Below are 15,973 nucleotides of genomic sequence, written 5' to 3' on the forward strand. Positions count from 1 at the left end.
GGTTTTACTTCGCGGTCAGTAATACGCCGCACTCCATATGGTGCGTGTAGGGGAACTGATCAAACAGAGCCAGACGTTCGACCTTGTGCGTCTGGCTTAATGTTTCCAGATTTTTGCATAACGTTTCCGGATTGCAGGAGATATACAGAATACGTGGATACGCCTGCACCATTTTCTCGGTTTCACTGTCCAGACCGCTGCGCGGTGGGTCGACAAAAATGGTTTCGAACTGATAGCTCTTTAAGTCGATCCCTTGCAGGCGGTTAAACTCGCGCACACCATTCATCGCCTGAGTAAATTCTTCTGCCGCCATACGAATAATTTGTACGTTATCAATATGGTTAGCGGCAATGTTGTATTGCGCGGCAGCGACTGACGGTTTGGCGATTTCGGTGGCTAATACCCGATCAAAATTGCGCGCCAGCGCTAATGAAAAGTTACCGTTGCCGCAGTACAGCTCCAGTAAATCGCCTTTTGAGCCTTTGGTTACGTCCAGCGCCCATTCCAGCATCTGAATATTCATCGCCGCGTTCGGCTGGGTAAAGCTGTTTTCTACCTGACGATAGATCATCTCTTTCCCTGCGACCGGCAGACGCTCGTCGATGTAATCTTGATCCAGCGCGATTTTGGTTTTCGTTGCCCGACCAATCAGATGCACATTCAGATTCTGCGCGCGCAGTGCATCGCGCAGTGCTTCCGCTTCCTGACGCCACTCATCATCCAGCTTTTTATGGTACAGCAGGGAAACCACCGCCTGATTACTCAGCGTGGTGAGGTAATCAATCTGGAACAACTTGTGGCGCAGAACGGGATTATTACGCACACCCGCAATCATCGCCGTCATCAACTGGTTGATGAGTTCACTGGCGGCGGGGAAGCTATCCACGCGGATGCGGCTTTTGGTTTGTTGATCGAAAATGATGTGATACAGGTCATCGCCATCGTGCCAGATGCGGAACTCCGCGCGCATCCGGTAATGACTGACCGGCGAGCGAAACACTTCCGGAACCAGGTCAGAAAACGGTGCCATCATACTTTGCAAACGTACCACTTTTTCGGCTAACTGCGCTTCATACTGTTCTGTTGGAAGGTGTTCGGGGGTCATGATGTATCCTGAAAAATTAAAGTACGCGGCGATTGTAGGGATTGCTCATCAGATGTCCAGATCTTGATGAATTCCTATTTGTGAGCTACGTCTGGACAGTAACTTGTTACAACCTGTAGCATCCACTTGCCGGTCCTGTGAGTTAATAGGGAATCCAGTGCGAATCTAGAGCTGACGCGCAGCGGTAAGGAAAGGTGCGATGATTGCGTTATGCGGACACTGCCATCCGGTGGGAAGTCATCATCTCTTAGTATCTTAGATACCCCTCCAAGCCCGAAGACCTGCCGGCCAACGTCGCATCTGGTTCTCATCATCGCGTAATATTGATGAAACCTGCGGCATCCTTCTTCTATTGTGGATGCTTTACAATGATTAAAAAAGCTTCGCTGCTGACGGCGTGTTCCGTCACGGCATTTTCCGCTTGGGCACAGGATACCAGCCCGGATACTCTCGTCGTTACTGCTATCCGTTTTGAACAGCCGCGCAGCACTGTGCTTGCACCAACCACCGTTGTGACCCGTCAGGATATCGACCGCTGGCAGTCGACCTCGGTCAATGATGTGCTGCGCCGTCTTCCGGGCGTCGATATCACCCAAAACGGCGGTTCAGGTCAGCTCTCATCTATTTTTATTCGCGGTACAAATGCCAGTCATGTGCTGGTGTTAATTGATGGCGTCCGCCTGAATCTGGCGGGGGTGAGTGGTTCTGCCGACCTTAGCCAGTTCCCTATTGCGCTTGTCCAGCGTATTGAATATATCCGTGGACCGCGCTCCGCTGTTTATGGTTCCGATGCAATAGGCGGGGTGGTGAATATCATCACGACGCGCGATGAACCCGGAACGGAAATTTCAGCAGGGTGGGGAAGCAATAGTTATCAGAACTATGATGTCTCTACGCAGCAACAACTGGGGGATAAAACACGGGTAACGCTGTTGGGCGATTATGCCCATACTCATGGTTATGATGTTGTTGCCTATGGTAATACCGGAACGCAAGCGCAGACAGATAACGATGGTTTTTTAAGTAAAACGCTTTATGGGGCGCTGGAGCATAACTTTACTGATGCCTGGAGCGGCTTTGTTCGCGGCTATGGCTATGATAACCGTACCAATTATGACGCGTATTATTCTCCCGGTTCACCGTTGCTCGATACCCGTAAACTCTATAGCCAAAGTTGGGACGCCGGGCTGCGCTATAACGGCGAACTGATTAAATCACAACTCATTACCAGCTATAGCCATAGCAAAGATTACAACTACGATCCCCATTATGGTCGTTATGATTCGTCGGCGACGCTCGATGAGATGAAGCAATACACCGTCCAGTGGGCAAACAATGTCATCGTTGGTCACGGTAGTATTGGTGCGGGTGTCGACTGGCAGAAACAGACTACGACGCCGGGTACAGGTTATGTTGAGGATGGATATGATCAACGTAATACCGGCATCTATCTGACCGGGCTGCAACAAGTCGGCGATTTTACCTTTGAAGGCGCAGCACGCAGCGACGATAACTCACAGTTTGGTCGTCATGGAACCTGGCAAACCAGCGCCGGTTGGGAATTCATCGAAGGTTATCGCTTCATTGCTTCCTACGGGACATCTTATAAGGCACTAAATCTGGGGCAACTGTATGGCTTCTACGGAAATCCGAATCTGGACCCGGAGAAAAGCAAACAGTGGGAAGGCGCGTTTGAAGGCTTAACCGCTGGGGTGAACTGGCGTATTTCCGGATATCGTAACGATGTCAGTGACTTGATCGATTATGATGATCACACCCTGAAATATTACAACGAAGGGAAAGCGCGGATTAAGGGTGTCGAGGCGACAGCCAATTTTGATACCGGACCACTGACGCATACTGTGAGTTATGATTATGTCGATGCGCGCAATGCGATTACCGACACGCCGTTGTTACGCCGTGCTAAACAGCAGGTGAAATACCAGCTCGACTGGCAGTTGTATGACTTCGACTGGGGTATTACTTATCAGTATTTAGGCACTCGCTATGATAAGGATTACTCATCTTATCCTTATCAAACCGTTAAAATGGGCGGTGTGAGCTTGTGGGATCTTGCGGTTGCGTATCCGGTCACCTCTCACCTGACAGTTCGTGGTAAAATAGCCAACCTGTTCGACAAAGATTATGAGACAGTCTATGGCTACCAAACTGCAGGACGGGAATACACCTTGTCTGGCAGCTACACCTTCTGAACCACGTCCCACCGTGCTGGTGTTTGACTCCGGCGTCGGTGGGTTGTCGGTCTATGACGAGATCCGGCATCTCTTACCGGATCTCCATTACATTTATGCTTTCGATAACGTCGCTTTCCCGTATGGCGAAAAAAGCGAAGCGTTTATTGTTGAGCGAGTGGTGGCAATTGTCACCGCGGTGCAAGAACGTTATCCCCTTGCGCTGGCTGTGGTCGCTTGCAACACCGCCAGTACCGTTTCACTTCCTGCATTACGCGAAAAGTTCGACTTCCCGGTTGTTGGTGTCGTGCCGGCGATTAAACCTGCTGCACGTCTGACGGCAAATGGCATTGTCGGATTACTGGCAACCCGCGGAACAGTTAAACGTTCTTATACTCATGAGCTGATCGCGCGTTTCGCTAATGAATGCCAGATAGAAATGCTGGGCTCGGCAGAGATGGTTGAGTTGGCTGAAGCGAAGCTGCATGGCGAAGATGTTTCTCTGGATGCACTAAAACGTATCCTACGCCCGTGGTTAAGAATGAAAGAGCCGCCAGATACCGTTGTATTGGGTTGCACCCATTTCCCTCTACTACAAGAAGAACTGTTACAAGTGCTGCCAGAGGGAACCCGGCTGGTGGATTCTGGCGCAGCGATTGCTCGCCGAACGGCCTGGTTGTTAGAACATGAAGCCCCGGATGCAAAATCTGCCGATGCGAATATTGCCTTTTGTATGGCAATGACGCCAGAAGCTGAACAATTATTGCCCGTTTTACAGCGTTACGGCTTCGAAACGCTCGAAAAACTGGCAGTTTTAGGCTGATTTGGTTGAATGTTGCGCGGTCGGAAAATTATTTTAAATTTCCTCTTGTCAGGCCGGAATAACTCCCTATAATGCGCCACCACTGACACGGAACAACGGCAAACACGCCGACGGGTCAGCGGGGTTCTCCTGAGAATTCCGGCAGAGAAAGCAAAAATAAATGCTTGACTCTGTAGCGGGAAAGCGTATTATGCACACCCCGCGCAGCTGAGAAAAAGCGAAGCGGCACTGCTCTTTAACAATTTATCAGACAATCTGTGTGGGCACTCGAAGATACGGATTCTTAACGTCGCAAGACGAAAAATGAATACCAAGTCTCAAGAGTGAACACGTAATTCATTACGAAGTTTAATTCTTTGAGCATCAAACTTTTAAATTGAAGAGTTTGATCATGGCTCAGATTGAACGCTGGCGGCAGGCCTAACACATGCAAGTCGAACGGTAACAGGAAGCAGCTTGCTGTTTCGCTGACGAGTGGCGGACGGGTGAGTAATGTCTGGGAAACTGCCTGATGGAGGGGGATAACTACTGGAAACGGTAGCTAATACCGCATAACGTCGCAAGACCAAAGAGGGGGACCTTCGGGCCTCTTGCCATCGGATGTGCCCAGATGGGATTAGCTAGTAGGTGGGGTAACGGCTCACCTAGGCGACGATCCCTAGCTGGTCTGAGAGGATGACCAGCCACACTGGAACTGAGACACGGTCCAGACTCCTACGGGAGGCAGCAGTGGGGAATATTGCACAATGGGCGCAAGCCTGATGCAGCCATGCCGCGTGTATGAAGAAGGCCTTCGGGTTGTAAAGTACTTTCAGCGGGGAGGAAGGGAGTAAAGTTAATACCTTTACTCATTGACGTTACCCGCAGAAGAAGCACCGGCTAACTCCGTGCCAGCAGCCGCGGTAATACGGAGGGTGCAAGCGTTAATCGGAATTACTGGGCGTAAAGCGCACGCAGGCGGTTTGTTAAGTCAGATGTGAAATCCCCGGGCTCAACCTGGGAACTGCATCTGATACTGGCAAGCTTGAGTCTCGTAGAGGGGGGTAGAATTCCAGGTGTAGCGGTGAAATGCGTAGAGATCTGGAGGAATACCGGTGGCGAAGGCGGCCCCCTGGACGAAGACTGACGCTCAGGTGCGAAAGCGTGGGGAGCAAACAGGATTAGATACCCTGGTAGTCCACGCTGTAAACGATGTCGACTTGGAGGTTGTGCCCTTGAGGTGTGGCTTCCGGAGCTAACGCGTTAAGTCGACCGCCTGGGGAGTACGGCCGCAAGGTTAAAACTCAAATGAATTGACGGGGGCCCGCACAAGCGGTGGAGCATGTGGTTTAATTCGATGCAACGCGAAGAACCTTACCTGGTCTTGACATCCACGGAAGTTTTCAGAGATGAGAATGTGCCTTCGGGAACCGTGAGACAGGTGCTGCATGGCTGTCGTCAGCTCGTGTTGTGAAATGTTGGGTTAAGTCCCGCAACGAGCGCAACCCTTATCCTTTGTTGCCAGCGGTCCGGCCGGGAACTCAAAGGAGACTGCCAGTGATAAACTGGAGGAAGGTGGGGATGACGTCAAGTCATCATGGCCCTTACGACCAGGGCTACACACGTGCTACAATGGCGCATACAAAGAGAAGCGACCTCGCGAGAGCAAGCGGACCTCATAAAGTGCGTCGTAGTCCGGATTGGAGTCTGCAACTCGACTCCATGAAGTCGGAATCGCTAGTAATCGTGGATCAGAATGCCACGGTGAATACGTTCCCGGGCCTTGTACACACCGCCCGTCACACCATGGGAGTGGGTTGCAAAAGAAGTAGGTAGCTTAACCTTCGGGAGGGCGCTTACCACTTTGTGATTCATGACTGGGGTGAAGTCGTAACAAGGTAACCGTAGGGGAACCTGCGGTTGGATCACCTCCTTACCTTAAAGAAGCGTTCTTTGTAGTGCTCACACAGATTGTCTGATAGAAAGTGAAAAGCAAGGCGTCTTGCGAAGCAGACTGATACGTCCCCTTCGTCTAGAGGCCCAGGACACCGCCCTTTCACGGCGGTAACAGGGGTTCGAATCCCCTAGGGGACGCCACTTGCTGGTTTGTGAGTGAAAGTCACCTGCCTTGATATCTCAAAACTCATCTTCGGGTGATGTTTGAGATATTTGCTCTTTAAAAATCTGGATCAAGCTGAAAATTGAAACACTGAACAACGAAAGTTGTTCGTGAGTCTCTCAAATTTTCGCAACACGATGATGAGTCGAAAGAAACATCTTCGGGTTGTGAGGTTAAGCGACTAAGCGTACACGGTGGATGCCCTGGCAGTCAGAGGCGATGAAGGACGTGCTAATCTGCGATAAGCGTCGGTAAGGTGATATGAACCGTTATAACCGGCGATTTCCGAATGGGGAAACCCAGTGTGATTCGTCACACTATCATTAACTGAATCCATAGGTTAATGAGGCGAACCGGGGGAACTGAAACATCTAAGTACCCCGAGGAAAAGAAATCAACCGAGATTCCCCCAGTAGCGGCGAGCGAACGGGGAGCAGCCCAGAGCCTGAATCAGTGTGTGTGTTAGTGGAAGCGTCTGGAAAGGCGTGCGATACAGGGTGACAGCCCCGTACACAAAAATGCACATACTGTGAGCTCGATGAGTAGGGCGGGACACGTGGTATCCTGTCTGAATATGGGGGGACCATCCTCCAAGGCTAAATACTCCTGACTGACCGATAGTGAACCAGTACCGTGAGGGAAAGGCGAAAAGAACCCCGGCGAGGGGAGTGAAAAAGAACCTGAAACCGTGTACGTACAAGCAGTGGGAGCACGCTTAGGCGTGTGACTGCGTACCTTTTGTATAATGGGTCAGCGACTTATATTCTGTAGCAAGGTTAACCGAATAGGGGAGCCGAAGGGAAACCGAGTCTTAACTGGGCGTTAAGTTGCAGGGTATAGACCCGAAACCCGGTGATCTAGCCATGGGCAGGTTGAAGGTTGGGTAACACTAACTGGAGGACCGAACCGACTAATGTTGAAAAATTAGCGGATGACTTGTGGCTGGGGGTGAAAGGCCAATCAAACCGGGAGATAGCTGGTTCTCCCCGAAAGCTATTTAGGTAGCGCCTCGTGAATTCATCTCCGGGGGTAGAGCACTGTTTCGGCAAGGGGGTCATCCCGACTTACCAACCCGATGCAAACTGCGAATACCGGAGAATGTTATCACGGGAGACACACGGCGGGTGCTAACGTCCGTCGTGAAGAGGGAAACAACCCAGACCGCCAGCTAAGGTCCCAAAGTCATGGTTAAGTGGGAAACGATGTGGGAAGGCCCAGACAGCCAGGATGTTGGCTTAGAAGCAGCCATCATTTAAAGAAAGCGTAATAGCTCACTGGTCGAGTCGGCCTGCGCGGAAGATGTAACGGGGCTAAACCATGCACCGAAGCTGCGGCAGCGACGCTTATGCGTTGTTGGGTAGGGGAGCGTTCTGTAAGCCTGTGAAGGTGTGCTGTGAGGTATGCTGGAGGTATCAGAAGTGCGAATGCTGACATAAGTAACGATAAAGCGGGTGAAAAGCCCGCTCGCCGGAAGACCAAGGGTTCCTGTCCAACGTTAATCGGGGCAGGGTGAGTCGACCCCTAAGGCGAGGCCGAAAGGCGTAGTCGATGGGAAACAGGTTAATATTCCTGTACTTGGTGTTACTGCGAAGGGGGGACGGAGAAGGCTATGTTGGCCGGGCGACGGTTGTCCCGGTTTAAGCGTGTAGGCTGGTTTTCCAGGCAAATCCGGAAAATCAAGGCCGAGGCGTGATGACGAGGCACTACGGTGCTGAAGCAACAAATGCCCTGCTTCCAGGAAAAGCCTCTAAGCATCAGGTAACATCAAATCGTACCCCAAACCGACACAGGTGGTCAGGTAGAGAATACCAAGGCGCTTGAGAGAACTCGGGTGAAGGAACTAGGCAAAATGGTGCCGTAACTTCGGGAGAAGGCACGCTGATACGTAGGTGAAGCGACTTGCTCGTGGAGCTGAAATCAGTCGAAGATACCAGCTGGCTGCAACTGTTTATTAAAAACACAGCACTGTGCAAACACGAAAGTGGACGTATACGGTGTGACGCCTGCCCGGTGCCGGAAGGTTAATTGATGGGGTTAGCGCAAGCGAAGCTCTTGATCGAAGCCCCGGTAAACGGCGGCCGTAACTATAACGGTCCTAAGGTAGCGAAATTCCTTGTCGGGTAAGTTCCGACCTGCACGAATGGCGTAATGATGGCCAGGCTGTCTCCACCCGAGACTCAGTGAAATTGAACTCGCTGTGAAGATGCAGTGTACCCGCGGCAAGACGGAAAGACCCCGTGAACCTTTACTATAGCTTGACACTGAACATTGAGCCTTGATGTGTAGGATAGGTGGGAGGCTTTGAAGTGTGGACGCCAGTCTGCATGGAGCCGACCTTGAAATACCACCCTTTAATGTTTGATGTTCTAACGTGGACCCGTGATCCGGGTTGCGGACAGTGTCTGGTGGGTAGTTTGACTGGGGCGGTCTCCTCCTAAAGAGTAACGGAGGAGCACGAAGGTTGGCTAATCCTGGTCGGACATCAGGAGGTTAGTGCAATGGCATAAGCCAGCTTGACTGCGAGCGTGACGGCGCGAGCAGGTGCGAAAGCAGGTCATAGTGATCCGGTGGTTCTGAATGGAAGGGCCATCGCTCAACGGATAAAAGGTACTCCGGGGATAACAGGCTGATACCGCCCAAGAGTTCATATCGACGGCGGTGTTTGGCACCTCGATGTCGGCTCATCACATCCTGGGGCTGAAGTAGGTCCCAAGGGTATGGCTGTTCGCCATTTAAAGTGGTACGCGAGCTGGGTTTAGAACGTCGTGAGACAGTTCGGTCCCTATCTGCCGTGGGCGCTGGAGAACTGAGGGGGGCTGCTCCTAGTACGAGAGGACCGGAGTGGACGCATCACTGGTGTTCGGGTTGTCATGCCAATGGCACTGCCCGGTAGCTAAATGCGGAAGAGATAAGTGCTGAAAGCATCTAAGCACGAAACTTGCCCCGAGATGAGTTCTCCCTGACCCTTTAAGGGTCCTGAAGGAACGTTGAAGACGACGACGTTGATAGGCCGGGTGTGTAAGCGCAGCGATGCGTTGAGCTAACCGGTACTAATGAACCGTGAGGCTTAACCTTACAACGCCGAAGATGTTTTGGCGGATTGAGAGAAGATTTTCAGCCTGATACAGATTAAATCAGAACGCAGAAGCGGTCTGATAAAACAGAATTAGCCTGGCGGCCGTAGCGCGGTGGTCCCACCTGACCCCATGCCGAACTCAGAAGTGAAACGCCGTAGCGCCGATGGTAGTGTGGGGTCTCCCCATGCGAGAGTAGGGAACTGCCAGGCATCAAATTAAGCAGAAAGCCCAGTCGGGCCTTTTTGCGTTTCTACAAACTCTTCCTGTCGTCATATCTACAAGCCATCCCCCCACAGATACGGTAAACTAGCCTCGTTTTTGCATCAGGAAAGCAGCTATGAACCACTCCTTAAAACCCTGGAACACATTTGGCATTGATCATAATGCTCAGCACATTGTATGTGCCGAAGACGAACAACAATTACTCAATGCCTGGCAGCATGCAACCGCAGAAGGACAACCCGTTCTTATTCTGGGTGAAGGAAGTAATGTACTTTTTCTGGAAGACTATCGCGGCACGGTGATCATCAACCGGATCAAAGGTATCGAAATTCATGATGAACCTGATGCGTGGTATTTACATGTAGGAGCCGGAGAAAACTGGCATCGCCTGGTAAAATACACTTTGCAGGAAGGTATGCCTGGTCTGGAAAATCTGGCATTAATTCCTGGTTGTGTCGGCTCATCACCTATCCAGAATATTGGTGCTTATGGCGTAGAATTACAGCGAGTTTGCGCTTATGTTGATTGTGTTGAACTGGCGACAGGCAAGCAAGTGCGCTTAACTGCCAAAGAGTGCCGTTTTGGCTATCGCGACAGTATTTTTAAACATGAATACCAGGATCGCTTCGCCATTGTAGCCGTAGGTCTGCGTCTGCCAAAAGAGTGGCAACCTGTACTAACGTATGGTGACTTAACTCGTCTGGATCCTACAACAGTAACGCCACAGCAAGTATTTAATGCGGTGTGTCATATGCGCACCACCAAACTCCCTGATCCAAAAGTGAATGGCAATGCCGGTAGTTTCTTCAAAAACCCTGTTGTATCTGCCGAAACGGCTAAAGCATTACTGGCGCAATTTCCAACAGCACCAAATTACCCCCAGGCGGGTGGTTCAGTAAAACTGGCAGCAGGTTGGCTTATTGATCAGTGCCAGCTAAAAGGGATGCAAATGGGTGGGGCTGCGGTGCACCGTCAACAGGCGTTAGTTCTCATTAATGAAGACAATGCAAAAAGCGAAGATGTGGTGCAACTGGCACACCATGTAAGACAAAAAGTGGGTGAAAAATTTAATGTCTGGCTTGAGCCTGAAGTCCGCTTTATTGGTGCATCAGGTGAAGTGAGCGCAGTGGAGACAATTTCATGAAGGATAACACCGTGCCACTGAAATTGATTGCCCTGTTAGCGAACGGTGAATTTCACTCTGGCGAGCAGTTGGGTGAAACGCTGGGAATGAGCCGGGCGGCTATTAATAAACACATTCAGACACTGCGTGACTGGGGCGTTGATGTCTTTACCGTTCCGGGTAAAGGATACAGCCTGCCTGAGCCCATCCAGTTACTTAATGCTGAACAGATATTGGGTCAGCTGGATGGCGGTAGTGTAGCCGTGCTGCCAGTTATTGACTCCACGAATCAGTTCCTTCTTGATCGTATCGGAGAGCTTAAATCGGGCGATGCCTGTGTTGCAGAATACCAGCAGGCTGGCCGTGGTCGCCGGGGGCGGAAATGGTTTTCGCCTTTTGGCGCAAACTTATATTTGTCGATGTTCTGGCGTCTGGAACAAGGCCCGGCGGCGGCGATTGGTTTAAGTCTGGTTATCGGTATCGTGATGGCGGAAGTATTACGAAAGCTGGGAGCAGATAAAGTTCGTGTCAAATGGCCTAATGACCTCTATCTGCAGGATCGCAAGCTGGCAGGCATTCTTGTGGAGCTGACTGGCAAAACTGGCGATGCGGCGCAAATAGTCATTGGAGCCGGGATCAACATGGCAATGCGCCGTGTTGAAGAGAGTGTCGTTAATCAGGGGTGGATCACGCTGCAGGAAGCGGGGATCAATCTTGATCGTAATACGTTGGCGGCCATGCTAATACGTGAATTACGTGCTGCGTTGGAACTCTTCGAACAAGAAGGATTGGCACCTTATCTGTCGCGCTGGGAAAAGCTGGATAATTTTATTAATCGCCCAGTGAAACTTATCATTGGTGATAAAGAAATATTTGGCATTTCACGCGGAATAGACAAACAGGGGGCTTTATTACTTGAGCAGGATGGAATAATAAAACCCTGGATGGGCGGTGAAATATCCCTGCGTAGTGCAGAAAAATAAGAAAGGGGAGTATTCGCTCCCCTGCAAATTATTTGCGTAGTCTGACCTCTTCTACCACATGATTAGCACTTTTCGTCAGGATTAAACTGGCGCGCTCACGAGTAGGTAGAATATTTTGCTTTAAGTTCAGCCAGTTGATCTCTTTCCACAATGTCATGGCAGTCTTAATCGCTTCTTCTTTAGTTAATTTCGCGTAGTTATGAAAATAGGAATCCGGGTCTGTAAAAGCCCCTTCGCGGAATTTCAGAAAACGGTTGATATACCACGTCTGAAGTAAGTCTTCCGGTGCATCAACATATATCGAAAAATCGACAAAATCGGAAACAAATACATGATGTGGATCGTGTGGATAATCCATCCCGCTCTGTAAGACATTTAACCCTTCAAGAATTAAAATATCAGGCTGAACAACAGTTTTATCTCCATCCGGGATCACATCATAAATAAGATGCGAGTAAACAGGGGCTGTAACGTTTGGCACGCCGGATTTGAGATCGGAAACAAACTTCACCAGGCGATGCATATCATACGATTCCGGGAAGCCTTTCTTCTTCATCAGACCACGTTCTTTCAGAACCTGATTAGGGTGAAGGAAGCCATCTGTAGTGATCAGTTCAACACGACGATGTTCCGGCCAACGGCTTAATAGCGCCTGCAATACACGGGCGGTTGTACTTTTCCCCACCGCGACACTGCCAGCAATACTGATAATGTAAGGAATGCGTTGCCCGTTGGTACCAAGAAACTGTTCCAGAACTGCCTGACGGCGCAGATTCGAGCTTATATAGAAGTTCAGCAAACGTGACAAAGGTAAATAGATCTCGGCAACTTCTTCTAACGAGAGATCTTCATTAATACCTTTGAGACGGGCGATCTCATCTTCCGATAACGTCATAGGTACGGAATCACGCAGAGCTGCCCACTGGTTGCGGTCAAACTGTAGGTAAGGCGTCATTAACGTTTGCTCTTTTATACTCATAAGCATGTTTCTGGCGGTCATAGCTCTATCGGCAAAGCGATATTTGCCATGGCGCGTCACAGTTCTGTTGAATGGGTTAATGGGCAGGAGGGTAACACCAGATGGGGAGGAATAATAAGAAAAAATCTCTGCCAGGAAGCTATCGTTGAAAAGCAATGTGACAGATATTCCATCTGATAAAAAGAATTATGGTTTAGCAGGAGCGCATTGTTGAGCACAATGATGTTGAAAAAGTGTGCTAATCTGCCCTCCGTTCGGCTGTTTCTTCATCGTGTAGCATAAAATGTGACCAATAAAACAAATTATGCAATTTTTTAGTTGCATGAACTCGCATGTCTCCATAGAATGCGCGCTACTTGATGCCGACTTAGCTCAGTAGGTAGAGCAACTGACTTGTAATCAGTAGGTCACCAGTTCGATTCCGGTAGTCGGCACCATCAAGTCCGGTGGGGTTCCCGAGCGGCCAAAGGGAGCTTACTGTAAATCTGTCGTCACAGACTTCGAAGGTTCGAATCCTTCCCCCACCACCAATTTCGGCCACGCGATGGCGTAGCCCGAGACGATAAGTTCACTTACCGGCTCGAATAAAGAGAGCTTCTCTCGATATTCAGTGCAGAATGAAAATCAGGTAGCCGAGTTCTAGGATGCGGGCATCGTATAATGGCTATTACCTCAGCCTTCCAAGCTGATGATGCGGGTTCGATTCCCGCTGCCCGCTCCAAGATGTGCTGATATAGCTCAGTTGGTAGAGCGCACCCTTGGTAAGGGTGAGGTCGGCAGTTCGAATCTGCCTATCAGCACCACTTCTTTTCTCCTCCCTGTTTTTTCCTTCTGTTTATTGCATTCAACAAGTCGGGCATGTTGCCTGGTTGATGTGGTGATATCACCGATTTATCCGTGTCTTAGAGGGACAATCGATGTCTAAAGAAAAGTTTGAACGTACAAAACCGCACGTTAACGTCGGTACTATCGGCCACGTTGACCATGGTAAAACAACGCTGACCGCTGCAATCACTACCGTACTGGCTAAAACCTACGGCGGTGCTGCTCGCGCATTCGACCAGATCGATAACGCGCCGGAAGAAAAAGCTCGTGGTATCACCATCAACACTTCTCACGTTGAATACGACACCCCGACCCGTCACTACGCACACGTAGACTGCCCGGGGCACGCCGACTATGTTAAAAACATGATCACCGGTGCTGCTCAGATGGACGGCGCGATCCTGGTAGTTGCTGCGACTGACGGCCCGATGCCGCAGACTCGTGAGCACATCCTGCTGGGTCGTCAGGTAGGCGTTCCGTACATCATCGTGTTCCTGAACAAATGCGACATGGTTGATGACGAAGAGCTGCTGGAACTGGTTGAAATGGAAGTTCGTGAACTTCTGTCTCAGTACGACTTCCCGGGCGACGACACTCCGATCGTTCGTGGTTCTGCTCTGAAAGCGCTGGAAGGCGACGCAGAGTGGGAAGCGAAAATCCTGGAACTGGCTGGCTTCCTGGATTCTTATATTCCGGAACCAGAGCGTGCGATTGACAAGCCGTTCCTGCTGCCGATCGAAGACGTATTCTCCATCTCCGGTCGTGGTACCGTTGTTACCGGTCGTGTAGAACGCGGTATCATCAAAGTTGGTGAAGAAGTTGAAATCGTTGGTATCAAAGAGACTCAGAAGTCTACCTGTACTGGCGTTGAAATGTTCCGCAAACTGCTGGACGAAGGCCGTGCTGGTGAGAACGTAGGTGTTCTGCTGCGTGGTATCAAACGTGAAGAAATCGAACGTGGTCAGGTACTGGCTAAGCCGGGCACCATCAAGCCGCACACCAAGTTCGAATCTGAAGTGTACATTCTGTCCAAAGATGAAGGCGGCCGTCATACTCCGTTCTTCAAAGGCTACCGTCCGCAGTTCTACTTCCGTACTACTGACGTGACTGGTACCATCGAACTGCCGGAAGGCGTAGAGATGGTAATGCCGGGCGACAACATCAAAATGGTTGTTACCCTGATCCACCCGATCGCGATGGACGACGGTCTGCGTTTCGCAATCCGTGAAGGCGGCCGTACCGTTGGCGCGGGCGTTGTTGCTAAAGTTCTGGGCTAATTGCCGATAACATTTGACGCAATGCGCACTAAAAGGGCATCATTTGATGCCCTTTTTGCACGCTTTCGTACCAGAACCTGGCTCATCAGTGATTTTCTTTGTCATAATCATTGCTGAGACAGGCTCTGTTGAGGGCGTATAATCCGAAAAGCTAATACGCGTTTCGATTTGGTTTGCCTCGCGATCGCGGGGTGAAAATGTTTGTAGAAAACTTCTGACAGGTTGGTTTATGAGTGCGAATACCGAAGCTCAAGGAAGCGGGCGCGGCCTGGAAGCGATGAAGTGGGTCGTTGTGGTGGCATTGCTCCTGGCGGCGATTGTCGGCAACTACCTTTATCGCGACATTATGCTGCCGCTGCGTGCGCTGGCCGTAGTAATTCTGATTGCTGCAGCGGGTGGTGTCGCGCTGTTATCGACAAAAGGTAAAGCTACCATTGCTTTTGCCCGTGAAGCGCGTACCGAAGTCCGTAAGGTCATTTGGCCGACTCGCCAGAAAACATTGCACACCACGTTGATTGTGGCTGCGGTTACCGCAGTAATGTCACTGATCCTGTGGGGACTGGATGGTATTCTGGTTCGCCTGGTATCCTTTATCACTGGCCTGAGGTTCTGAGATGTCTGAAGCTCCTAAAAAGCGCTGGTACGTCGTTCAGGCGTTTTCCGGTTTTGAAGGCCGCGTAGCAACGTCGCTGCGTGAGCATATCAAATTACACAACATGGAAGATTTGTTTGGTGAAGTCATGGTACCAACCGAAGAAGTGGTTGAAATCCGTGGCGGTCAGCGTCGCAAAAGCGAACGTAAATTCTTCCCTGGCTACGTCCTCGTTCAGATGGTGATGAACGACGCGAGCTGGCACTTGGTGCGCAGCGTACCGCGTGTGATGGGCTTCATCGGCGGTACTTCCGATCGTCCTGCGCCAATCAGCGATAAAGAAGTCGATGCGATTATGAACCGCCTGCAGCAGGTTGGTGATAAGCCGCGTCCGAAAACGCTGTTTGAACCGGGTGAAATGGTCCGTGTTAATGATGGTCCGTTCGCTGACTTCAACGGTGTTGTTGAAGAAGTGGATTACGAGAAATCTCGTCTGAAAGTGTCTGTTTCTATCTTCGGTCGTGCGACCCCGGTAGAGCTGGACTTCAGCCAGGTTGAAAAAGCCTAACCCAGCGATCAAAAAAGCGGCGATTTAATCGTTGCACAAGGCGTGAGATTGGAATACAATTTCGCGCCTTTTGTTTTTATGGGCCTTGCCCGTAAAACGATTTTTTATA

9 protein-coding genes, 5 tRNA genes and 3 rRNA genes are annotated in these 15,973 nt (G+C 50.5%); 15 read left to right on the plus strand and 2 right to left on the minus strand.

The annotated features are described in order from the left end of the window. Nucleotides 1-4: 4 nt before the first annotated feature. Nucleotides 5-1,105, minus strand: coding sequence for a tRNA (uracil-5-)-methyltransferase (gene trmA / locus SF4047; RefSeq protein NP_709769.1), 1,101 nt, complete (start codon nt 1,103-1,105; stop codon nt 5-7). A gap of 368 nt (nt 1,106-1,473) precedes the next feature. Here trmA and btuB point away from each other — a divergent pair, with 368 nt between their 5' ends. The 8 genes from btuB (at nt 1,474) to birA (ending at nt 11,623) form a co-directional block, all read left to right on the plus strand. Beyond that, nucleotides 1,474-3,318 carry a vitamin B12/cobalamin outer membrane transporter gene (gene btuB, locus SF4048; RefSeq protein ID NP_709770.2) on the plus strand — a complete coding sequence of 615 codons (1,845 nt, stop codon included), beginning with the start codon at nt 1,474-1,476 and terminating at the stop codon, nt 3,316-3,318. Between the two features lie 13 nt (nt 3,319-3,331). Then, nucleotides 3,332-4,120, plus strand: coding sequence for a glutamate racemase (gene murI, locus SF4049; RefSeq protein NP_709771.4), 789 nt, complete (start codon nt 3,332-3,334; stop codon nt 4,118-4,120). 373 nt (nt 4,121-4,493) lie between these two features. Then, nucleotides 4,494-6,035 (plus strand): 16S ribosomal RNA (gene rrsB, locus SF4533). Between the two features lie 85 nt (nt 6,036-6,120). Next, nucleotides 6,121-6,196: transfer RNA gene (locus SF4534), tRNA-Glu, on the plus strand. A gap of 193 nt (nt 6,197-6,389) precedes the next feature. Then, nucleotides 6,390-9,293 (plus strand): 23S ribosomal RNA (gene rrlB, locus SF4535). A gap of 94 nt (nt 9,294-9,387) precedes the next feature. After that, nucleotides 9,388-9,506: ribosomal RNA gene (gene rrfB / locus SF4536) — 5S ribosomal RNA — on the plus strand. The 16S, 23S and 5S rRNA genes sit together here with 1 tRNA gene alongside, the layout of an rRNA operon. A 126-nt stretch (nt 9,507-9,632) precedes the next feature. After that, nucleotides 9,633-10,661 (plus strand): UDP-N-acetylenolpyruvoylglucosamine reductase, encoded by a 1,029-nt coding sequence (gene murB / locus SF4050; RefSeq protein NP_709772.1) that lies wholly within the window; start codon nt 9,633-9,635, stop codon nt 10,659-10,661. After that, complete coding sequence (gene birA / locus SF4051; protein NP_709773.1) at nt 10,658-11,623, plus strand: bifunctional biotin--[acetyl-CoA-carboxylase] synthetase/biotin operon repressor; 966 nt, start codon at nt 10,658-10,660, stop codon at nt 11,621-11,623. Before murB ends, birA begins: the two co-directional genes overlap by 4 nt. 28 nt (nt 11,624-11,651) lie before the next feature. Here the strand turns inward: birA and coaA are convergent, their stop codons facing one another. Beyond that, on the minus strand, nt 11,652-12,578 hold the full coding sequence (gene coaA / locus SF4052) for a pantothenate kinase (protein ID NP_709774.2): 927 nt from the start codon (nt 12,576-12,578) through the stop codon (nt 11,652-11,654). A gap of 385 nt (nt 12,579-12,963) precedes the next feature. Here coaA and SF4537 point away from each other — a divergent pair. The 7 genes from SF4537 (at nt 12,964) to nusG (ending at nt 15,864) form a co-directional block, all read left to right on the plus strand. After that, a tRNA-Thr gene (locus SF4537) sits at nt 12,964-13,039 on the plus strand. A gap of 8 nt (nt 13,040-13,047) precedes the next feature. Further along, nucleotides 13,048-13,132, plus strand: a tRNA-Tyr gene (locus SF4538). 116 nt (nt 13,133-13,248) lie between these two features. Beyond that, a tRNA-Gly gene (locus SF4539) sits at nt 13,249-13,323 on the plus strand. A gap of 6 nt (nt 13,324-13,329) precedes the next feature. After that, nucleotides 13,330-13,405, plus strand: a tRNA-Thr gene (locus SF4540). 114 nt (nt 13,406-13,519) lie between these two features. Further along, nucleotides 13,520-14,704 (plus strand): elongation factor Tu, encoded by a 1,185-nt coding sequence (gene tuf, locus SF4053; RefSeq protein ID NP_709775.1) that lies wholly within the window; start codon nt 13,520-13,522, stop codon nt 14,702-14,704. 229 nt (nt 14,705-14,933) lie between these two features. Then, the gene (secE, locus tag SF4054; RefSeq protein NP_709776.1) at nt 14,934-15,317 is read left to right on the plus strand and encodes a preprotein translocase subunit SecE; all 384 of its coding nucleotides are present in this window, start codon (nt 14,934-14,936) and stop codon (nt 15,315-15,317) included. A gap of 1 nt (nt 15,318) precedes the next feature. Beyond that, nucleotides 15,319-15,864, plus strand: a complete 546-nt coding sequence (gene nusG / locus SF4055; RefSeq protein NP_709777.1) for a transcription antitermination protein NusG — start codon at nt 15,319-15,321, stop codon at nt 15,862-15,864. The last annotated feature ends 109 nt before the right edge of the window (nt 15,865-15,973 follow it).

The organism is Shigella flexneri 2a str. 301 (assembly GCF_000006925.2).
Taxonomy (GTDB): domain Bacteria; phylum Pseudomonadota; class Gammaproteobacteria; order Enterobacterales; family Enterobacteriaceae; genus ECMA0423.

Coding starts and splice junctions, on each gene's coding strand:
- tuf (NP_709775.1), top strand. CDS start 13,520: ATGTCTAAAGAAAAGTTTGAACGTACAAAACCGCACGTTAACGTCGGT.
- murB (NP_709772.1), top strand. CDS start 9,633: ATGAACCACTCCTTAAAACCCTGGAACACATTTGGCATTGATCATAAT.
- btuB (NP_709770.2), top strand. CDS start 1,474: ATGATTAAAAAAGCTTCGCTGCTGACGGCGTGTTCCGTCACGGCATTT.
- trmA (NP_709769.1), bottom strand. CDS start 1,105: ATGACCCCCGAACACCTTCCAACAGAACAGTATGAAGCGCAGTTAGCC.
- nusG (NP_709777.1), top strand. CDS start 15,319: ATGTCTGAAGCTCCTAAAAAGCGCTGGTACGTCGTTCAGGCGTTTTCC.
- coaA (NP_709774.2), bottom strand. CDS start 12,578: ATGACGCCTTACCTACAGTTTGACCGCAACCAGTGGGCAGCTCTGCGT.
- birA (NP_709773.1), top strand. CDS start 10,658: ATGAAGGATAACACCGTGCCACTGAAATTGATTGCCCTGTTAGCGAAC.
- secE (NP_709776.1), top strand. CDS start 14,934: ATGAGTGCGAATACCGAAGCTCAAGGAAGCGGGCGCGGCCTGGAAGCG.